The organism is Kribbella sp. NPDC002412, assembly GCF_053592935.1.
Genome location: NZ_JBSFBL010000037.1, coordinates 58,965 through 77,457 on the forward strand (window position 1 = coordinate 58,965; position 18,493 = coordinate 77,457).

The 18,493-nt window shown below is 69.7% G+C and carries 23 protein-coding genes; 17 read left to right on the forward strand and 6 right to left on the reverse strand.

All coding sequences use genetic code 11. From position 1 onward, the window contains the following. Window positions 1-13 precede the first annotated feature (13 nt). A complete protein-coding gene (fabG, locus tag ACWCOV_RS27000) occupies window positions 14-769 on the reverse strand; it encodes a 3-oxoacyl-ACP reductase FabG (protein ID WP_449832101.1) in 756 nt (251 codons plus the stop codon). A 90-nt stretch (window positions 770-859) separates the two neighbouring features. Between fabG and ACWCOV_RS27005 the strand changes: the two genes are divergently transcribed. From ACWCOV_RS27005 to ACWCOV_RS27025, 5 genes are all read left to right on the forward strand, one after another. Beyond that, window positions 860-1,285 (forward strand): acyl-CoA thioesterase, encoded by a 426-nt coding sequence (locus ACWCOV_RS27005; protein ID WP_449832102.1) that lies wholly within the window; start codon window positions 860-862, stop codon window positions 1,283-1,285. Next, a complete protein-coding gene (locus ACWCOV_RS27010; protein ID WP_449832103.1) occupies window positions 1,282-1,701 on the forward strand; it encodes an acyl-CoA thioesterase in 420 nt (139 codons plus the stop codon). The genes ACWCOV_RS27005 and ACWCOV_RS27010 overlap by 4 nt, the downstream gene beginning before the upstream one ends. A 15-nt stretch (window positions 1,702-1,716) precedes the next feature. Next, window positions 1,717-2,136, forward strand: coding sequence for a globin (locus ACWCOV_RS27015; RefSeq protein WP_132207589.1), 420 nt, complete (start codon window positions 1,717-1,719; stop codon window positions 2,134-2,136). Window positions 2,137-2,163: 27 nt separating this feature from the next. Then, the gene (locus ACWCOV_RS27020; RefSeq protein ID WP_449832104.1) at window positions 2,164-2,592 is read left to right on the forward strand and encodes an OsmC family peroxiredoxin; all 429 of its coding nucleotides are present in this window, start codon (window positions 2,164-2,166) and stop codon (window positions 2,590-2,592) included. Between the two features lie 95 nt (window positions 2,593-2,687). Next, window positions 2,688-3,392 (forward strand): GNAT family N-acetyltransferase, encoded by a 705-nt coding sequence (locus tag ACWCOV_RS27025; protein WP_449832105.1) that lies wholly within the window; start codon window positions 2,688-2,690, stop codon window positions 3,390-3,392. Here ACWCOV_RS27025 and ACWCOV_RS27030 read toward each other — a convergent pair. After that, window positions 3,292-4,092, reverse strand: a complete 801-nt coding sequence (locus ACWCOV_RS27030; RefSeq protein ID WP_449832106.1) for a mechanosensitive ion channel family protein — start codon at window positions 4,090-4,092, stop codon at window positions 3,292-3,294. The genes ACWCOV_RS27025 and ACWCOV_RS27030 overlap by 101 nt on opposite strands. A 69-nt stretch (window positions 4,093-4,161) precedes the next feature. Between ACWCOV_RS27030 and ACWCOV_RS27035 the strand changes: the two genes are divergently transcribed. From ACWCOV_RS27035 to ACWCOV_RS27065, 7 genes are all read left to right on the forward strand, one after another. Then, entirely contained in the window at window positions 4,162-5,163 is a 1,002-nt protein-coding gene (locus tag ACWCOV_RS27035; protein ID WP_449832107.1) for a hypothetical protein, read from the forward strand. A gap of 55 nt (window positions 5,164-5,218) precedes the next feature. Beyond that, window positions 5,219-7,336, forward strand: coding sequence for a 4-alpha-glucanotransferase (malQ, locus tag ACWCOV_RS27040; protein ID WP_449832108.1), 2,118 nt, complete (start codon window positions 5,219-5,221; stop codon window positions 7,334-7,336). A gap of 280 nt (window positions 7,337-7,616) precedes the next feature. After that, entirely contained in the window at window positions 7,617-8,216 is a 600-nt protein-coding gene (locus ACWCOV_RS27045) for a lytic polysaccharide monooxygenase auxiliary activity family 9 protein (protein ID WP_449832109.1), read from the forward strand. An 81-nt stretch (window positions 8,217-8,297) separates the two neighbouring features. After that, window positions 8,298-8,801 carry a hypothetical protein gene (locus tag ACWCOV_RS27050; protein ID WP_449832110.1) on the forward strand — a complete coding sequence of 168 codons (504 nt, stop codon included), beginning with the start codon at window positions 8,298-8,300 and terminating at the stop codon, window positions 8,799-8,801. A 44-nt stretch (window positions 8,802-8,845) separates the two neighbouring features. Then, a complete protein-coding gene (gene ctaJ / locus ACWCOV_RS27055) occupies window positions 8,846-9,127 on the forward strand; it encodes an aa3-type cytochrome oxidase subunit CtaJ (protein WP_449832111.1) in 282 nt (93 codons plus the stop codon). Continuing rightward, window positions 9,114-9,512, forward strand: coding sequence for a DUF5130 family protein (locus ACWCOV_RS27060; protein WP_449832112.1), 399 nt, complete (start codon window positions 9,114-9,116; stop codon window positions 9,510-9,512). The genes ctaJ and ACWCOV_RS27060 overlap by 14 nt, the downstream gene beginning before the upstream one ends. Before the next feature lie 5 nt (window positions 9,513-9,517). Then, complete coding sequence (locus ACWCOV_RS27065) at window positions 9,518-10,096, forward strand: GNAT family N-acetyltransferase (RefSeq protein ID WP_449832113.1); 579 nt, start codon at window positions 9,518-9,520, stop codon at window positions 10,094-10,096. Here the strand turns inward: ACWCOV_RS27065 and ACWCOV_RS27070 are convergent. Beyond that, window positions 10,066-10,779 (reverse strand): hypothetical protein, encoded by a 714-nt coding sequence (locus ACWCOV_RS27070; RefSeq protein WP_449832114.1) that lies wholly within the window; start codon window positions 10,777-10,779, stop codon window positions 10,066-10,068. The genes ACWCOV_RS27065 and ACWCOV_RS27070 overlap by 31 nt on opposite strands. 286 nt (window positions 10,780-11,065) lie before the next feature. On the opposite strand from ACWCOV_RS27070, the gene ACWCOV_RS27075 reads away from it, so the two are divergent. Continuing rightward, window positions 11,066-12,178 (forward strand): serine hydrolase domain-containing protein, encoded by a 1,113-nt coding sequence (locus ACWCOV_RS27075; RefSeq protein WP_449832115.1) that lies wholly within the window; start codon window positions 11,066-11,068, stop codon window positions 12,176-12,178. Here ACWCOV_RS27075 and ACWCOV_RS27080 read toward each other — a convergent pair. Together ACWCOV_RS27080 and pepN are read right to left on the reverse strand one after the other, a co-directional pair. Then, window positions 12,175-12,705 (reverse strand): hypothetical protein, encoded by a 531-nt coding sequence (locus ACWCOV_RS27080; RefSeq protein ID WP_449832116.1) that lies wholly within the window; start codon window positions 12,703-12,705, stop codon window positions 12,175-12,177. The genes ACWCOV_RS27075 and ACWCOV_RS27080 overlap by 4 nt on opposite strands. 77 nt (window positions 12,706-12,782) lie before the next feature. Further along, complete coding sequence (gene pepN / locus ACWCOV_RS27085) at window positions 12,783-15,353, reverse strand: aminopeptidase N (RefSeq protein WP_449832117.1); 2,571 nt, start codon at window positions 15,351-15,353, stop codon at window positions 12,783-12,785. A 122-nt stretch (window positions 15,354-15,475) separates the two neighbouring features. Here pepN and ACWCOV_RS27090 point away from each other — a divergent pair, with 122 nt between their 5' ends. From ACWCOV_RS27090 to ACWCOV_RS27100, 3 genes are all read left to right on the forward strand, one after another. Then, window positions 15,476-16,090, forward strand: a complete 615-nt coding sequence (locus ACWCOV_RS27090; RefSeq protein WP_449832118.1) for a mycothiol-dependent nitroreductase Rv2466c family protein — start codon at window positions 15,476-15,478, stop codon at window positions 16,088-16,090. Between the two features lie 92 nt (window positions 16,091-16,182). Continuing rightward, a complete protein-coding gene (locus ACWCOV_RS27095) occupies window positions 16,183-16,947 on the forward strand; it encodes a hypothetical protein (RefSeq protein ID WP_449832119.1) in 765 nt (254 codons plus the stop codon). A gap of 20 nt (window positions 16,948-16,967) precedes the next feature. Beyond that, window positions 16,968-17,435 carry a ribose-5-phosphate isomerase gene (locus ACWCOV_RS27100; protein WP_449832120.1) on the forward strand — a complete coding sequence of 156 codons (468 nt, stop codon included), beginning with the start codon at window positions 16,968-16,970 and terminating at the stop codon, window positions 17,433-17,435. On the opposite strand, the gene ACWCOV_RS27105 is transcribed toward ACWCOV_RS27100, so the two are convergent. Continuing rightward, complete coding sequence (locus tag ACWCOV_RS27105) at window positions 17,399-17,596, reverse strand: hypothetical protein (RefSeq protein WP_449832121.1); 198 nt, start codon at window positions 17,594-17,596, stop codon at window positions 17,399-17,401. The two genes, ACWCOV_RS27100 and ACWCOV_RS27105, sit on opposite strands and share 37 nt — an antisense overlap. Before the next feature lie 10 nt (window positions 17,597-17,606). Here ACWCOV_RS27105 and ACWCOV_RS27110 point away from each other — a divergent pair, with 10 nt between their 5' ends. Further along, window positions 17,607-18,434, forward strand: a complete 828-nt coding sequence (locus ACWCOV_RS27110) for an Fpg/Nei family DNA glycosylase (RefSeq protein WP_449832122.1) — start codon at window positions 17,607-17,609, stop codon at window positions 18,432-18,434. Window positions 18,435-18,493: the final 59 nt, after the last annotated feature.

Genomic DNA, 18,493 nt, shown 5'->3' on the forward strand with positions numbered 1-18,493 from the left:
CTCCTGGGCCCTCTCAGTTCCGGGGTCCGCCGGCGACGTACAGGACCTGGCCGGAGACGAAGCCGGCCTCCTCGCTGCAGAAGAACGACGCGGCCGCGGCGATGTCCTCGGGCTTTCCGGTCCGGTTCACCGGGATGGTCGCGGCGGTGGCCTTCTTGAACTCCTCGAAGTCGACACCGACCCGGGCCGCGGTGGCGGCGGTCATGTCGGTCTCGATGAAGCCGGGGGCGATCGCGTTCGCGGTGACGCCGAACTTGCCCAGCTCGATCGCCAGCGTCTTCGCCAGCCCCTGCAGGCCGGCCTTGGCGGAGGCGTAGTTCGCCTGGCCGCGGTTGCCCAGCGCCGAGGTCGACGAGAGGAAGACCAGCCGGCCGTACCCGGCCTCGACCATGTGCGCCTGGACCGCGCGGGACATCAGGAAGCTGCCCTTCAGGTGCACCGACATGACCGTGTCCCAGTCGTCGTCGGACATCTTGAACAGCAGGTTGTCGCGGAGCACGCCGGCGTTGTTCACCAGGATCGTCGGCCTGCCCAGCTCGGCGACGACCCGCTCGACCGCCGCGGCCACCTGGTCGGCCTTGCTGACGTCGCAGCCGACCGCGATCGCCGTACCGCCCGCCTCGGTGATCGTCTTGACCGTCGCCTCGCAGGCGCCTTCGTCCAGGTCGAGGACCGCAACCGCGTTCCCGTCCTTGGCGAGCCGCTGCGCGACGGCAGCGCCGATTCCCCGGGCCGCCCCGGTCACGATCGCCACCCTCTGCTCGGTCATCCGGCTGCTCCTAACGGTCATGGTCGTGCCGGGGATGACATTACCCACGCTGCGTCACGCCGGAAGCACCCCGGATGCAATGATCGCCGTGTGGATCATCACAACCGCCACGTCTACCACTGCCCGCTGCGGTGGGGAGACCAGGACGCCCTCGGCCACGTGAACAACGGCCGGTACGTCGACTACCTGCAGGACGCCCGGGTCGACTTCCTGTTCCGGACCGCCAAGGAGCTCGGCGCCGACGACCTGGAGACCGGCCTGCTGGTGGCCCGGCACGAGGTGCAGTACCGCGCCCCGCTGCACTTCCGGCCCGAGCCGGTGCGGATCGAGTTGTGGATCAGCGAGATCAGGGCCGCCTCGTTCACGGTCGACTACGAGATCCTGGACGCCGAGCCGCAGCGACGGACGTACGTCGAGGCCCGGACGAAGCTGGTCCCGTTCGACTTCACCGCCAACCGACTCCGCCGCATCAGCCCGGTCGAGCGGGAAGCCCTCTCGAAGCTGGTGGGCTCGTGACCTTCACCCACCCGGTCCTGGTCCGGTGGTCCGACATCGACTCCTACGACCACGTCAACAACGTCCGGTACTTCGACTACCTGCAGGAAGCCCGGATCGCGTTCCTGTCCGAGATCATGGGCACGACCGGCGACTTCTTCGCCGACCACCCGGTCGTCCTGGTCAGCCAGACCGTCGACTACCTGCGCCCGATCCTGCTCCGGCACCCGCCGTACGACGTCGACGTCTGGGTCGAGTCCGTCGGCGCATCGTCGTACACGCTGGGATCTCGGATCGTCGACCGCAGCGGCGGTGGCGAGGACGTGTACGCCAAGGCGGTGTCGGTACTGGTCACCGTGGACGGCGAGACCCACGCCAAACGCCCCATCGCAACCACAGAACGGGACGCCCTGCTCAACCACGTTGTGACCACTTGAGACACTAGGACGGTTATGACTGAGCAACTGAGCTTCTACGACGCTGTCGGTGGGGCCGAGACGTTCCACCGGCTGGTGGCGGCCTTCTACCGCGGTGTCGCCGCCGACCCGGAGCTTCGCCCGATGTACCCGGAGGAGGACCTCGGCCCGGCCGAGGTGCGCTTCCGGATGTTCCTGGAGCAGTACTGGGGCGGCCCGCGGACGTACTCCGAGCAGCGCGGGCACCCCCGGCTGCGGATGCGGCACGCCCCGTTCGCCGTCACCCCGAGCGCCCGGGACCGCTGGCTCGGCCACATGCGGGCCGCGCTGGACGAGATCGCGCTGCCACCGGATCGGGACGAGGAGATCTGGACCTACATGGTGATGGCCGCGCACAGCATGGTGAACACCGACGAACCGCAGTACCCGGGCGCGATCGACGTGTCCGGCCGCTGAATCTCTTTCGAAGGAGACAACACGAGCATGGCCGCTACCCGTACCGCCAAGGCCCACTGGGAAGGTTCGCTGCTGGAGGGGGCCGGTCAGGTCAACCTCCAGTCGTCCGGGCTGGGCACGTTCGACGTGACCTGGGCCGCCCGGACCGAGCCGGAGGCCAGCGGCAGGACCAGCCCGGAGGAGCTGCTCGGCGCCGCCCACTCGGCGTGCTTCTCGATGGCGCTGTCGCACGCGCTGGCGCAGGCCGGCAACCCGCCGGCGTCGCTGGACACCCAGGCCGACGTGACCTTCCAGCCCGGTGAGGGCATCACCGGCATCAAGCTGACGGTGGTCGGCAGCGTGCCGGGCCTGACCGCCGACCAGTTCGCCGAGTTCGCCGAGGGCGCGAAGAAGAACTGCCCGGTCTCCCAGGCCCTCGCCGCCCCGATCACCCTCGAGGTCAGCTTCACCGCCTGAGAACCACCAGCACACCGCCCGCGCAACTTCGGTCGCGCGGGCGGTCGTCGTTTTACTGCCAGACAGCAAGCCAGGGCCGGCGGCATACTGCGGCTGTGCCGGACGATGCTGTGCTGCTCGACAACCACCTGGCGTTTCTGGCTGCCCATCGGGGCCTGGTACGGCGTACCGGCACCGGGATCGAGGTGGTCGGCGCGGACGATTTCTTCTCGTGCTGGATCCCGTTGACCGCGGACGCCGGCATCCCGGACGGTACGGCGGCGGTCCGGCTGGTGCCGTGGAGCGGCGAGGGGTGGGAGAAGCGGCTGATCGCGGCCGGTTTCGAGCCGGCCGAAGTGCTCGTCCACATGGAGGCGCCGGCCGGTGAGGTGGCTCGAGAGCCCCTAGAGCGGGTCGCCACGGACGAGGACGCCGAGGCCTTCGCGGAGGTGCAGGCCGCTGCCTTCCTCGGCGAGGACGACCCGGACGTCGACTGGTGGCGGCAGGAGCTGCGCAAAATGGCGCTGCGCAACTACCGCGCGCCGGACCAGTCCCTCTACCTGCTGCGGGTCGACGGCGACCCGGCCTCGATCACGCTCGTGTTCCGCACCGGCGACGTCTTCGGCATCTACGCCGTCGCGACCAAACCGGCGTACCGGGGTCGCGGCCTGGCCTCGGAGCTGCTGGCTCAGGCGCGGCGGGACGCGGCCGGCGGACGGCTCACCTTGCAGGTGGTCGAGGGCTCTGCGGCTGAAGGGCTGTACCTGAAGCTCGGCTTCCGGCCGGTGTTCCGGTCTCCGCACTTTCGTCTTCCGGCCTAGCCTCCTCGGCCCGCTCGGTGGCGCTGCCGACCCCGGACGGCGCCGAGCTGGCCGGGTCGCGGGTGGTCAGGTTGCCGACCCGGAGCACCTCGCCGTTGCGGACGTACCAGGTGGTGCCGTCCTCGCCGCGCAGGGTGGTGATCCGCAGGCCGACCGCGACGACGACGCCGGTCGCCTTCTCCATGTCGATCAGGTCGCCGACGCCGTACTGGTCCTCGAAGATCATGAAGACGCCGGCCAGGAAGTCCTTCACCAGCGTCTGGGCGCCGAAGCCGAGGGCGACGCCGATGATGCTCGCCGACGCGATCACCGGCAGGATGTTGAAGCCGAGCTCGGCCAGCACCATCACCACCGCGACGGCGGTCAGCACGATGGTCACCGTGCTGCAGAGCAGGGAGGCGATCGTCTCGGCCCGCTGCGACCGGCGCTGGCTGGCCAGCGTGTTCTCGACGAACTCCTGGCCGATCTTCGACCTCGACAGCACGCCGGCGACCGCGCCGTTGCCGGTCCGGCGGGCGAACCGGCGGATCACCTTGTGCAGCAGCCAGCGCAGCACGAGGAAGCCGATGATCAGGCCCGCGATGCGGGCCGGGACCATGACGATCTGGTCGGTCACCTCCAGCCTGCCGTCGTTGCCGTACCGGAAGAAGGTCGGGAACTGGTCGGGCAGCGAAAACAGGGGGTGACTGAACAAGGACACAAGGTAGCTGGTCAGAATAGGCATCTCGCCGCCCGATCTTAGTGAGAAGGACAAGGGAGACGCGATCGCATGCCCAGCCGGCTGGATGACGAGCTGCTCAGGCTCGTGAGCGCGGGTGTGCTGCGCCAGTACCAGGCCGACGCGCTGCGGGACGCCGCCGACGCCGAGGTCGCGGCGGCGCTGGCCGATCCCGGCCGGGCGCGGCCGCAACCACCCGCCGAGCAGGCCCCGGCGAAGCCCAAGCCGCCGCCGACGGCGACCCACTCCAGTGCGCTGATCGAGGTGCTCGGCTACATCGGCGGAGCGTTACTCCTCGGCGCGGTCGCGCTGCTCACGGTGGCGAACTGGGGCGAGATGGGCCGCGCCGCCCGCGTGAGCACCGGGACCAGCGCCGCCGTGGTCCTGCTCGGCGCCGCGGCCGTCCTCGGCTTCCTGCGCCGTCACGAGCAGCTCAGCTCGGCGCTGGCCTCGCTGGGGTGCTGCGTGGCCGGCTTCGCCACGTACGTCGCGATCGAGGGCGAGACCGGCCGGATCGTCGGGGTCGCCGTCGCGCTGCTGCTGGCCGGGGCCGGGCTGTGGTGGCTGGCGGGTTCGTCGTTGCTGGTGGCAACGTTCGGGATCCTGGCCGTCGGTGTGCTGGTGATCACGGCAGATGTCCTGACTCCGGACACCGGCGCGTCCTCGAACAGCGCCGGGATCGCCGGGACCGGGTTCATCCTGGTCGCGTTCGCGATGGCGATGCTCGGGCTGGTCCGGGATCAGGTGACCGCGTGGTCGCTGGCCGGGGCGGCGATGTTCAGCTCGTCGATCTGCTGGCTGATCCAGGAGCGCGGCGAGATCATGGCCCTCGCCGTCGGCACGGCCGGTCCGGCCGCCCTGCTGGTCGCCTACGGCCGCCGGCAGGCGTCGGCGTACGCGGTCGTCGGTTGCGCCATCCTGCTGGTCATCTGGCCGACAGCCCTCTACCAGCTCACCGACAACATGGCCGGCGTCGCCGTCGGCCTGGTGATCGCGAGCGCCGTGCTGCTTGTCGCCGTACTGCTGCTCTCCCGCCGACGCGCGAACCAGTAACAGTCCGGCGCGCGGCGTTGCGCGGAAGGGCGGGTGATGCGGCAGACTCGCTGAGGTGACAGCTCCTACTCCGGCCCTTGTCGAGCTAGCGGTTGCCCATGGCGTGGCGACGGAGTACTGGAACTGGCAGGGCGAGCATGTGATCGTCTCCAGCGAGGTGGTGTCCGCGGTGCTCGCGGCGCTCGGTGTGGACGCGTCCACACCGGAGAAGGCCGCCGAGGCGCTGGAGGAGCACCGGCAGGCGCGCTGGCGTCGTACGCTGCCGCCGACCGTGGTGATGCGGGAGGGCTGGACGCCCTGGTTCGCCGTACACCTGCCGCACGGGTCCCCGGTCGAGGTGTGGGTGGACCTGGAGGACGGCGGGCACCGGCGGGACGTCACGCAGCAGGATCGCTGGGTCGAGCCGGAGTGGATCGACGGCGTGCAGGTCGGTGAGGCGACGTTCCAGCTGCCGGGCGACCTGCCGAGCGGCTACCACCGGCTGTGCGCGCGGGTCGGCAGCAGCCCGGAGATCTCGGTCAGCACGCTGATCGTCACCCCGCGGAAGCTCGAGCCGGAGAAGCTGCACCGCACCTGGGGCTGGGTGCTGCAGCTGTACTCCGTCCGCTCCCGCCGCTCCTGGGGCATCGGCGACCTGCACGACCTCGCAGACCTCGCTGCCTGGTCGGCGACCGACCTGAGCGCCGGCTTCGTGCTGGTGAACCCGCTGCACGCCGCGGAGACCTCGGGCCGGATGGAGCCCTCGCCGTACCTCCCGGCCTCGCGGCGGTTCGGCAACCCGGTCTACCTGCGCATCGAGGACATCGACGAGTACGGCGACCTCGCGCCGGCCGAGCGGGATCGGGTCCGGGCGCTGAGCCTGCAGACCCGGGCGCTGAGCGAGGACCCGACCGCGCTGGACCGCGACACCGTGTGGGCGGCCAAGCGGGAGGCGCTGCAGCTGCTGTTCGGCGTCCGGCCGTCGATCGGGCGGATCGCGGAGTACGGCGCCTACTGCGACCGCGAGAGCCAGGGGCTGATCGACTTCGCCACCTGGGCCGCGATCGCCGACGTGCACGGGCCGGAGTGGAGCAAGTGGCCCGAGGAGCTGCAGGACCCGGCCTCCCCGGCCGTTGTTGCCTTCCGCAACGAGAACCCGGACGCGGTGGAGTTCCACTGCTGGCTGCAGTGGCAGCTGGACGACCAGCTCGCCCGCACCCAGGCCCGGGCGAAGGCGGCCGGCATGTCGCTGGGCGTCGTACACGACCTGGCTGTCGGTGTGCACCCGGACGGTGCGGACGCGTGGGCGCTGCAGAACGTGCTGGCGCCCGGTATCCATGTCGGCGCGCCGCCGGACGCGTTCAACCAGCAGGGGCAGGACTGGTCCCAGCCGCCGTGGCGCCCGAACGCGCTGGCCGACACCGGGTACGCCGCCTGGCGCGACCTGGTCCGTGCGGTCATGCGGCACGGCGGTGGACTGCGGATCGACCACATCCTCGGCATGTTCCGGCTCTGGTGGGTGACGTCGCCGGAGCGCCCGACCGAGGGCACCTACGTCCGGTACGACCATGAGGCGCTGGTCGGCATCCTCGTCCTGGAGGCGATGCGGTCCGGCGTGACCGTGATCGGGGAGGACCTCGGCACGGTCGAGCCGTGGGTGCGCGACTACCTGACCGAACGCGGCGTGCTGGGTACGTCGGTGCTGTGGTTCGAGCGGGACGCCGACGGGAAGCCGCTGGCGCCGGAGCGCTGGCGTGAGCTGTGCCTGGCGACCGTGACCACGCACGACCTGCCGCCGACCGCCGGCTACCTGGCCGGAGACCACGTGCAGCTGCGCAACGAGCTCGGCCTGCTGACCAGGCCGTTCGCGGAGGAGCTCGAGGTCGACGAGGCCGAGCGGGACTCCTGGCTCAACGCACTGCGCGAGCGGCACCTGCTCAGCAACACCGACGGCGACGTCGAGCGCATAGTCGAGGCATTGCACCGGTACGTCGCTCACACGCCGGCGAAGCTGGTCGGTGTGGCGCTGACGGATGCCGTGGGGGAGCGCCGTACCCAGAACCAGCCGGGGACGACCGACGAGTACCCGAACTGGCGGGTCCCGCTGAGCGGACCGGACGGCTCGCCGATCCTGATCGAGGACCTCCCGAACAACCAGCGCCTCCGCCGACTCATCGGCGCACTCAACATTTAGGTCGTGTCTACTGATCCCGCGCCTACTGCGCGGCACTCGGCACGGCACCTCGCCGCACTGGCCCGAAGGCCACGATGCTCCGCATCGAGACCTCCGTTCCAGCACGGCGATGCACCGCACCGAGCACCTGCTCGCGACGGCGCGGGATCAGTAGACACGACCTTTAGTCACCGCTCGATCACGAGCTGTTGACAATAGATTTGAACGGTTGTTTTCTATCTAACGAGAAGGCGCCTTCCTTCACTGTCTTTCCGCCCCAACAGTCGAAGGAGTTGTCCGCATGCTCCGACTACGCAAACTCAGCCTCGCCGGAATTGCCGTCGGCGCCCTGGCGCTGACGGTCAGCACCTCGGTTCCGCTGGCATACGGCCACGGCTACACCACCGGGCCGACCAGCCGGGCCAAGCACTGCCAGAACGGCACGGTCCAGAACTGCGGCCAGATCCAGTGGGAGCCGCAGAGCGTCGAGGGCCCGAAGGGCTTCCCGGCGGCCGGGCCGGCTGACGGCAAGCTCTGCTCGGCCGGGCTGGCCCAGTTCGCCCAACTCGACGATCAGCGCAACGGCGCCTGGCCGGCGGAGCAGCTCACGGCCGGCCAGAGCTACAACTTCCGCTGGTACCTGACCGCACCGCACGCCACGACGAGCTTCAAGTACTACATCACCAAGCAGGGCTGGAACCAGAACGCCCCGCTGACCCGCTCGGCGCTCGACCTGAACCCGTTCCTGACCGTCGCGATGAACGGCGGGCGGCCGGCCAACAACGTCAGTCACCCCGGCACCGTGCCGGGCGGCCGGACCGGTCGGCACATGATCCTCGCGGTCTGGACGATTCACGACACGGCGAACGCCTTCTACCAGTGTTCGGATGTTCGTTTCTGATTCAGCCGGACGTTTCGTCAATATCTTTCTTGGGAAGTGCACTCCTTGAAATATCCGCCCCGTATTTCAAGGAGTGTCCCCATGAAGACTGTGCTCCGACGTGTGCTCGTCCCGCTGGTCGCCGTACTGGCCGGGCTGCTGCCCGGTGTGGTCGCGGTCGAGCAGGCCGCCGCGCTCACCAAGATGACGCACGCGCAGGCGACCTCGATCTTCCGGGCCGCCGGGATCACCTGGTCGTCCAGCGGCAACTGTTCCGACTGGAACAACCCGACCTGCACGTCGTTCACCAACATCAACGACAGCACCGTGTACGGCGTCCGCACGCTGAAGCAGGCGAGTGGGTGCGCGATCAACCTGACCGGTGGCACCGAGGTCGGCCACGCGAGCGGGACCTACAGCCACCGCAACGGCTACAAGGTGGACTTCTCGCTCTACACCTGCGTCGGCAACTACATCCGTAACACCTTCACCCGGATCGCCGACCGCGGTGACGGCGCCGCCCAGTGGCGGAGCGCGGCCGGCAACATCTACGCCCTCGAGAGCAACCACTGGGACGTGACGTACTACAACTGCGGCGGCTGCTGACGGGTCCTGACTCGTGCGGGGAGCCGGGGGACTAGGCTCTGGGTGTGATCACTGAAGTTTCCGGCCACACCCTGCTGGTGTTCGTCGGCATCCCCGCACTGGTCATCGCGGTGGTGACGCTCCTGGTCTTCGCGTCGTCGATCGCGAGCGGACCGCGTTACCGCCCCGGCCTGTCCTGGTGGGCCCCGCCGGTCTGGATCAACGGGCCGACCGCCACCAAGCCCGACCCGGCCAACCTGCCCGAGCTGCCTGGCGCACCAGGGACCACCGCGACCGCCGGCGACGGCGTCGCCCGTTCGACCGGAGGCGCAAGTGCCAGCTGGTGACGCTTTCACCCCTGACCAGCTCTACGACATCGAGCGGGCGGTCCGGCACGCCGAGGAGGTCTCCGGCCTGCGCTTCTCCGTGTACGTCGGCGGCGCCGACTCCGAGACCCGGCCGTTCGCGCTGGAGCTGCTGAACGAGCTGGACGACCCGGACCACACTGTCCTGGTGTACGTCGACCCGGCCGGACGCCGGCTGGAGATCGTCACCGGCGCCCTTGCGAAGCGGCAGCTGTCCGACTCATCGGCCGGCTTGGCCGCGCTGGCGATGCAGACGTCGTTCGCCACCGGTGACCTCACCGGCGGTCTGGTCACCGGCGTACAGCAGCTGGGCGAGCACGCGCACCAGGCGCCGCTCCTGCACGCGAACGAGCCGCACAAGCAGTGAGCCCGGTGCTCCAGCCGACCCGCATCGAGCTGGGCGACCTGGTCCTGCGGCCGTTCCTGTGGACGGACGAGCCGGCGGTCGCCGAAGCGCTGCGGGATCCGGGTGTTCTTCGCTGGACCGCGGGTACGGCGGTGATCCGCACGCCCGCGGACCAGCGCGCGAAGCGCTGGCTGGAGTCGCGCATCGACGGCTGGTCGCGCGGCAGCGCGGTGTTCGCGATCGCGGACGCCGCCAGCGACTACGCGCTCGGCACGGTGTCGGTCCGCGACGTCAACCGGGTGCCGGATCAGGCCGTGGTCGCGTACTGGGTCAGCCCGGCCGCACGCGGCCGCAGACTCGCGGCCCGAGCGTTGGACGCAGCTGCCCGTTGGGCGTTCGCCAAGGACGGACTAGGTCTGCACCGGCTGTCCCTGGACCACGCCTTGGTCAACGAGGGCTCGTGCCGGGTCGCGATGCGGGCCGGCTTCCAGCTGGAGGGCACCATGCGCGACTACTTCGTCGAGCCCACCGGCCAGCGACACGACTCGCACCTGCACGCCCGGCTGGCGACCGATCAGCCCGCAGGCGCGCCGGCCGGCTCGTAGGTAGGACAAGCAGGGCTGCTGTAGGCGCGCTGCGTCTTCGGCGCCGCGCACAGGTCCAGCATCTGCGCCGACGACTTCCCCGGGCCCAGGTAGACCATCCAGGTGTCGGTGACCGGCTCCATGGAGCTGTTCGCGATCCCTTGGTACTGCCCGTCGACCAGCATCGCCTTGGCCGGGACACCGGCGTTGATCAGCTTGATCGCGGTGGCCTTGGCCAGCGGCTCGGCGTCCAGCCCGCCGTCCGTCCCGTACTTCTCGAGTACGGCGATCCACTGCCCGCGCCTGAAGACCGGTGAAGCAGGGCCGGTGTCGGGTGTCGCGCTTGGCGCGATCGCCTTTGCCTTCGGCGCGGAGGAGGCCGGTGGCTTGCGGTCCGCCTTGGCCGTGTTGCCGGCTGCCGACGGATCCGAGGTCTGCGCCGGCGCGCTCGCCGCGGGTGCCCCGGCCCCGCCGTCCGCGGCCCCGCTGCGGAGCGCGTCGTCGGTGGCTGGGTCGGACGATCCTCGGGTCAGGATGAACGCGAACACGGCGACCATCGCGGCGGCCGCCACGATCGCCGCGCCGACCGCGCTGTGCGATCGCTGCGGCTTGCGTGCATGGCCCTGCTGGGGATCGGTGCGCTGCCGGGAAGGGCTCTTGTGTTGTCTCCGGGCGGCGCGGGCGGGCGGTCGCCGGTGATCCACGGGTGTCACGGCAAGGGTCCCTCCCCAGATTCCCCTGTGGCGGTTAACTGCGTGCAGCTTAAACCGAACCACCGAGTAAATGAGTACTGCTCACGTGATGAGAATCTCCCTTTGCGCAAGCACATCGCGGCCCGCGGTCGGCCCCTCACTGTCCGCAGAAAAACAATCGTTTGACCTTCACGGGTAGCGTTCGCGCTACCACTGTCCGGGTCCGCGGGCGATGGTGAACAATCCCCGGCGCTGAAAACCTCCTGGCAAATGCTTGACCTACTGGAGGGGTTTCGCGATGAGATTCAAGCCTTTGGTCCGGACGCTCGCGGTCACGCTCGCGGCAGCCGCCGTACCGGTGAGTGCCGAGGCGGGGCGGTCGACGCTGCAGCGTGATGCCGACGCGATCCGGGCTGTCGGGGTGACCGGGGTGCTGGCGCGGGAGACGTCACCACACGGCTCCCGCACGGTGGTCAGCGGTGAGGCCCGGCGGGACGGCCGGTTCCGGATCGGGAGCACGAACAAGACGCTGGTGGCGACCGTCGTACTGCAACTCGTCGCCGAGCGGCGAATGGGGCTGGACGACTCGGTCGAGATGTGGCTGCCGGGCCTTGTCCAGGGCAACGGGTACGACGGCCGGCGGATCACCGTCCGGCACCTGCTCCAGCACACCGCCGGCATCTACGACGGCAACTTCCCGAACATCGACAGCGCCGAGCAGTACTACGAACGCCGCTACCGGATCCACACCGAGGAGGAGATCGTCCGGGCCGGGTTGAGCCACCCGCCGGACTTCCAGCCGGGGGAGGGCGGCTGGAGCTACTCCAACACCGGCTACGACCTGGTCGGCCTGGTCATCAAGGCCGTCACCGGCCGGACCTGGTACGACGAAGTCGACCGGCGGATCGTCCGTCCGCTGAAGCTGAAGGACACGTACTTCCCCGGGACGGACCCGCGGATCGCCGGACCGCACGCCCGCGGGTACACGCGGTTCACGCCGGGGGAGTACACCGACACCACAGAGCTGATCGATGCGGACGCGTCCGGCGGCTACATCTCGACGGTGAAGGACCTCGACGTCTTCGTGCGCGCACTGTTCGGCGGCCGCCTGCTGAAGCCGGCGCAGCTACGGGAGCTGACGCAGACTGTCGCGGTGGACGAGTCGGCCGAGCAGATCTGGCCCGGCGCCCGCTACGGGCTGGGCCTGTTCTCTCGAGACCTGCCCTGTGGCGGCACGGTGTGGATCCCGGGTGGCGACCAGATCGGGTACAAGACCCGGCTCGGTTCGACCGCGGACGGCCGGGAGAGCGTGGTCGTCTCGATGTCGACCCAGCTGAACGACTCCATGGACGCCCTGCTCAGTCAGGAGCGGACCGCCAAGACTCTCGTCGACCACGCGATCTGCGACTAGGTGCCGGACGGGATGCCGTCGTGCTTGGGCTGCGGGCGGGTGTCGAGGGCGTCGTCGAGCCAGGCGTCCACGTCGACGGCGGCGCCGAGGATGTGGTTCACGTAGGCCGCACGTTCGTGGCTGAGCACCTCGAGCTCCCACACGCAGGGGGCCGCGCCGATCGGGGCAGGTCGCAGGTCGTCGACCTCCATCCCGCTGAAGATGCTCAGCCGGGACTGGAAGTCCTTCGCCCAGCTCTGCACGACCAGGTAGATCCCGTCGTCCCCGAGGTGCAGTACGACGACGCCCAGCCCGACCGCCCCCATCGCGTCGTCGAACTCGAGCTGCCGACCGGCCGTGGCGCGCGCGACCTCGACCATCTCATCGTCCCACTGCCGTCCGCGCGCGGTGATGACGTACGGCTTCACCAACCGGTGGGGGTAGCGCCAGGGCATCAGCGGAGTGACAGGGCGAGGGCGGTACGCCTCAGCGAGTCCGGTCAGCGCAACGGCTGCCGCACCTGCCAAGGCGGGGTCAGAAGCGGGCACCGACCCAGTTTTACCGGTAGCCGGTCCAACACAACACCGCCGGTCTCAACCAGACCGGCGGTGTTGTCGTCGAAGCGTCAGCTCGCGTCGCGTGCCTGCGCCGCCAGCGCGCGGGTCAGGTCGGCCTGGGCCTCGCTGACGTAGCGCAGAGTCGGGGCGTCCACCGCCGACGACTCCGTCGACAGCCAGGACGTCAGCGCGTCGAGCGTCGGCTGCTCCGGGAGGTTGCGCGGCGACAGGTACACCAGCACGTTCTCGCCCATCGACGAGCCGAGCCGCGTGTACACGTCCTTGGCTGCGCTCAGGTACTTGTCGACGTACGGCCGGAGCAGGTCCTCCTGGCCCGGCTGCTGAAAGCCGAGGATCGTCCGGAACTGCGTCTCGTTCGGGGTGTCCCCGGACTCGACCGCGATCCGCCACGCCTCTTCCTTGGCCTCGGCGGTCGGCCGGGCGGCCCGAGCCTGCGCGGCCCGCTCCTGCCCGGTGATCGTGGTGTCGCGGGTGAGCTCGTCCTCGATCTCGTCGGCGCCGATCCGGCCGAGCCGGGCCAGCGCGACGATCAGCGTCCAGCGCAGGTCGGTGTCGACCACCAGACCGGTCGGCAGCTCCCGGTCGTCCAGCCACGCGAGCAGCCGGTCGGCGCCGGAGTCGGAGAACACCGCGGAGCTGTACGCGCGGGCGAACGCCAGCTGGTGGTCGCTGCCCGGCTCGGCGCCGGCCAGCAGCTCGGAGAGAGCCTGCTCGAACCGCGCCCGCAGGGCCGGCCGGTTCTCCGGGGCCGCGTAGAGGTTGATCGCGTTGGTCGCCTGGGCGAGCAGCGACCGGACGCCGGTCAGGTCGGTCTCGGCCTTGATCCCGCGCAGCACGATGCCGACGTACTGGCTGGCCGGCATCTCGGCGTCCCGGGTCATGTCCCAGGCCGCACCCCAGGCCAGGGCCCGCGGCAACGACTCGGGCAACTGGTCGATCGACTCGACCAGCGTGGCCCGGGACCGCTCGTCCAGCCGGATCTTGGCGTAGGTGAGGTCGTCGTCGTTCAGCAGCACCAGGTCCGGCTGGGTCGCGCCGACCAGCTCGGCCAGCTCGGTGCGCGGCCCGTCGATGTCCACCTCGAACCGCTCGGTCCGCACGAGTCCTTCCTCGGTACGGCGGTACAGGCCGACGGCCAGCCGGTGCGGCCGCAGGACCGGGAAGTTCTCCGCCGCGGTCTGCTCGATCGCGAACGACGTGAAGGCGCCCTCGGAGTCGACCGCGAAGTCGGCCCGCAGCGTGTTGACGCCGGCCGTCCGCAGCCAGCGCTCGGTCCAGTCGTCCAGGTCCCGCCCGGACGCCTTCTCCAGCGGCTTCAGCAGGTCGGTCAGCTCGGTGTTGCCGAACGCGTGGTCGGAGAAGTACTCCTTCAGCGCGGCGATGAAGGTGTCCTCACCGACGAACGCGACCAGTTGGCGCAGCGTCGACGCGCCCTTGGCGTAGGTGATGCCGTCGAAGTTCACCTCGACCGCGTGGAAGTCGACCATGTCCGCGGCGATCGGGTGCGTCGAGGGCAGCTGGTCCTGGCGGTAGGCCCAGTTCTTCCGCGCGTTGCAGAACGTCGTCCAGGCGCCGGCGTACTTGGTTGTCGCGACCGCCTGCGCCCAGTGGCTGGCCCACTCGGCGAACGACTCGTTCAGCCACAGGTCGTCCCACCAGGTCATCGTGACCAGGTCGCCGAACCACATGTGCGCGAGCTCGTGCAGCACGGTGTTGGCGCGGGCCTCCATCTCCGCGTGCGTGGTCCGGCTGCGGAACAGGTACTCGTCCCGCAGCGTCACGCAGCCCGCGTTCTCCATCGCGCCCATGTTGTACTCCGGCACGAACGCCTGGTCGTACTTGTGGAACGGGTACGGCGTCCCGAACGCCTTCTCGAACAGCTCGAAGCCCTGCTTGGTCACCTCGAACAGGTCGTCGATGTCGAGCGCGTCCTTCAGCGACGGACGGCACAGCAGCGACAACGGGTAGCTGCCGTGCGCACCGTCGTACGAGTCGGTGACGACGTGGTACGGACCGGCCACGACCGCGGTGATGTACGTCGAGATCCGCTCGGTCGGCGGGAACTCCCAGCGAGCCAGCTCCTCGCCGTTCTCGCCCTGGTACGGCGTGGGCTCGGGCGTCGGCGCGTTCGAGATGACCACCCAGCGAGCCGGGGCGGACACGGTGAAAGTGAAAGGAGCCTTGAGGTCCGGCTGCTCGAAGGTGGTGAACACCCGGCGGGCGTCCGGCACCTCGAACTGGGTGTAGAGGTAGGTCTCCTTGTCGGCCGGGTCGACCGAGCGGTGCAGCCCTTCACCGGTGCGCGAGTAGGTGCAGTCCGCGACCACGGTCAGCTCGTTGCGTTCCGCCAGCCCGTCCAGCTGGACGCGGGCGCCGTCGTACACCGTGTCCGGGTCGAGGGAGCGGCCGTTCAGGGTCACCTCACGCACCTTCTCCGCGATCAGGTCGGCGAAGGTTCCGGCGCCGGCCTCGGCGGCGAACGTGATGGTGGTCACCGACCGGAAGGTCGGAGCGCCGCTCGGGGCGTTGGTCAGGTCGAGCTCGATCGCGTAGCTGACGTCGCTGACCACCCCGGCACGGGTACGCGCCTCGTCGCGCGTCAGGTTGGTTCCAGGCATGTCGGCATCCTATGCACCTGGCTGCCGGGATTGCTGAGGGTTTCCCCGCGACATTGGGTATTGGATACCAAGCCGGTATCTGGCGCCGGATCCCGTTCCTTCAACTTTGTATGATGGTGAATATGACTGCCTCCGCCGATTTCTGGTTCGACCCGGCCTGCCCCTGGGCCTGGATGACATCTCGCTGGATGCTCGAGGTCGAGCAGGTCCGCGATGTGACGACGACCTGGCACGTGATGAGCCTGGCCGTCCTGAACGACGGCCGTGACCATCTCGACGAGAAGTACAAGGCGAATCTCCGCAACCTCTGGGGCCCGGTCCGGGTCCTGATCGCAGCCGAGCAGGCGCACGGCAACGAGGTGCTGCTGCCGCTCTACACCGCTCTCGGCAATCGAATCCATGTCGCCGGCCGCGGCGTCGGCGACGGCAAGGGTGACGTCGTGAAGGAGGCCCTGGCCGAGGTCGGCCTGCCGGCCGCGCTGATCGAGGCCGCCGACACGGACCGGTACGACGACGCCCTGAAGAAGTCGCACCACACCGGCATGGACCTGGTCGGGATGGAGGTCGGCACCCCGGTCATCTCGGTCGAGGGCACCGCCTTCTTCGGCCCGGTCGTGACGCCGGCGCCGAAGGGTGAGGCGGCCGGCAAGCTCTGGGACGGCGTCCGGCTGGTGGCCGGCACCGAGGGCTTCTTCGAGATCAAGCGGACCCGGGACCGCGGCCCGATCTTCGACTGATTTCGGTCTGTGGTTCAAGGCTTGTTTCCGGCCGCGCCAGTTGGTGAAGGTTGCTCACCGATGACTTCGTCCAGATGGTGAGTAGGTTTCAGATGACCTTGACTGTGCCGACCGGCGTGACGGCCGGTGTCGCTGTGTACGACCGCGACACCGGCCTGTTCGTGCAGCAGCACAACGCGGACCACCAGTTCCGGTCCGCGTCCGTGGTGAAGCTGCTCATCGTGCTCGACTACCTCTGGGGCCGCGCTCCGGCGTACGACGTACCAGCCGGCGACCGGACGCGGCTCGAGGTGATGCTGCGCAGCAGTGACGACGACGCGGCGAGCCACTACTGGGACGAGCTCGGTGGTGGCTCGATCGTCGACCGGATGGTGACGCGGCTCGGCCTGACCCACACGGCCGGACCGCCCGCCACCCACCCGGGCTTCTGGGGGTACGTCGCCATCACGCCTGCGGACACCGTCCGGATCTATCGATACATCCTGGAGCAGGCGCCGGCGCCGGTCCGGGAGTTCGTGATGGATCTGCTGCACCGGGCGACCCGCTACGGCACGGACGGCTTCGACCAGTACTTCGGGATCGCGTCGGTGTTCGACCAGGACTTCAGCATCAAGCAGGGCTGGTCCGGTTTCCTCGGGTCGAGCGGCTACCGCAGCGACAAGGCCAAGCCGGTGGACAGCCCGGTGGACCTGGTCAGTGACGCGCTGCACACCACCGGGACGGTCGGACCGGACGACCGGACCATCGTGGCGGTGTTCACGCTGCATCCGGCGGGGACGCCGTACGAGCAGGCGTACGCCGAGGTGACCCGGCTGACCGGGGCACTGACCGTGCCCGGCGTGCCGGACCGTCGGTAGCAGGTGCAAGACTTCTGGCCATGCGAGTGCACATCGGCTCCGACCACGCCGGCTTCGAACTGAAGAACCACCTGGTCCAGCACCTCACGGCTGCCGGACACGACGTCGTCGACCACGGCCCGGCCGTGTACGACGCCGTCGACGACTACCCGCCGTACTGCCTGCGGGCCGGTGAGGGGGTGGCGAAGGAGGACGGCAGCCTCGGCATCGTGATCGGCGGCTCCGGCAACGGCGAGCAGATCGCGGCCAACAAGGTGAAGGGGGTCCGGGCGATCCTGGCCTGGAGCACCGACACCGCGCGGCTCGGGCGCGAGCACAACAACGCGAACGTGATCAGCGTCGGGGCGCGGATGCACTCCGAGGACGAGGCGACCGCCTTCGTCGAGACCTTCCTGGCCACCGACTACTCGGGCGAGGACCGGCACACCCGCCGGATCGCCATGCTGTCGGACTACGAGTCGACCGGCGTGCTGCCGCCGCTGTCCTGATCCTTGTCGTCGGCCTCCGCCGGCGGCAGCACCGGCCGGCGGTTGACCGGCTGCCGCTGGCGGGAGACGTCCCGGGCCCGCATCGAGCGGCCGGTGCCGACGACCGCCGGAGTGGGCGGACCGCCGCGGCCGCCGCCCTTCGCACCACCTGTCGTCCCCATAAGAGGAATCATGCCTGAAGGTCACACCCTGCACCGGCTGGCGAACGACGTCTGGGACGCGTTCGGCGGCCGCCCGGTCCAGGCATCCAGCCCGCAGGGCCGGTTCGCCGACGGCGCCGCGCTGCTGAACGGGCACGTCCTGCGCCAGACCGAGGCCCACGGCAAACACCTCCTCGCCGACTTCGAGGGCGCCGGCTGGCTGCACATCCACCTCGGCCTGATCGGCAAGGTCGACTTCGGCCCGGCGCCGGTTCCCGAACCGGTCGGCCAGGTCCGCCTCCGGTTGCAGAACGAGACGGCGTACGCCGATCTGCGCGGAGCGACCGTCTGCGAGGTGCTGACCGATCCCGAGCGCGAGACGCTGCTCGCGCGGCTCGGCCCGGACCCGCTGCGCGACGACGCCGATCCCGACCTGGCCTGGAAGCGGATCCACCGCAGCAAGCTGCCGATCGGGCAGTTGCTGATGGACCAGGAAGTGCTGAGCGGTGTCGGCAACGTCTACCGCGCCGAGGTGCTGTTCCGGGCGAAGCTGCACCCGATGACCCGCGGCCACCTGGTGAAGAGGCGCGAGTGGCAGGGCATGTGGGACGACCTGCTCGAGCTGATGAAGTACGGCGTCGAGACCGGGCGGATCGACACCGTTGCCGACGACCACACTCCGGAGGCGATGGGGCGAGACCCGCGCCAGGACGACCACGGCGGCGAGGTGTACGTCTACCGCCGGCAGGGGCAGCGCTGCCACGTCTGCCACTCGGTGATCCGGACCGAGATATTGGCCGGGCGCAACTTGTTCTGGTGCCCCAGGTGCCAGCGCACCGGCCTCACTCGCAAGAGCTGACAATCATCAGTTGTGTTACGAGTGGATGCGCGGACCGGGCAGTCCCGTTATCTTCTTCA

Bases quoted from the DNA above. Each gene is read 5' to 3' on its own strand.
- ACWCOV_RS27035 (WP_449832107.1), top strand. From the start codon at position 4,162: ATGCCCAGCCGGCTGGATGACGAGCTGCTCAGGCTCGTGAGCGCGGGT.
- ACWCOV_RS27110 (WP_449832122.1), top strand. From the start codon at position 17,607: ATGCCTGAAGGTCACACCCTGCACCGGCTGGCGAACGACGTCTGGGAC.
- ACWCOV_RS27020 (WP_449832104.1), top strand. From the start codon at position 2,164: ATGGCCGCTACCCGTACCGCCAAGGCCCACTGGGAAGGTTCGCTGCTG.
- ACWCOV_RS27100 (WP_449832120.1), top strand. From the start codon at position 16,968: ATGCGAGTGCACATCGGCTCCGACCACGCCGGCTTCGAACTGAAGAAC.
- ACWCOV_RS27090 (WP_449832118.1), top strand. From the start codon at position 15,476: ATGACTGCCTCCGCCGATTTCTGGTTCGACCCGGCCTGCCCCTGGGCC.
- ACWCOV_RS27015 (WP_132207589.1), top strand. From the start codon at position 1,717: ATGACTGAGCAACTGAGCTTCTACGACGCTGTCGGTGGGGCCGAGACG.
- pepN (WP_449832117.1), bottom strand. From the start codon at position 15,353: ATGCCTGGAACCAACCTGACGCGCGACGAGGCGCGTACCCGTGCCGGG.
- ACWCOV_RS27105 (WP_449832121.1), bottom strand. From the start codon at position 17,596: ATGGGGACGACAGGTGGTGCGAAGGGCGGCGGCCGCGGCGGTCCGCCC.
- fabG (WP_449832101.1), bottom strand. From the start codon at position 769: ATGACCGAGCAGAGGGTGGCGATCGTGACCGGGGCGGCCCGGGGAATC.
- ACWCOV_RS27095 (WP_449832119.1), top strand. From the start codon at position 16,183: ATGACCTTGACTGTGCCGACCGGCGTGACGGCCGGTGTCGCTGTGTAC.
- ACWCOV_RS27075 (WP_449832115.1), top strand. From the start codon at position 11,066: ATGAGATTCAAGCCTTTGGTCCGGACGCTCGCGGTCACGCTCGCGGCA.
- ACWCOV_RS27050 (WP_449832110.1), top strand. From the start codon at position 8,298: ATGAAGACTGTGCTCCGACGTGTGCTCGTCCCGCTGGTCGCCGTACTG.
- ACWCOV_RS27045 (WP_449832109.1), top strand. From the start codon at position 7,617: ATGCTCCGACTACGCAAACTCAGCCTCGCCGGAATTGCCGTCGGCGCC.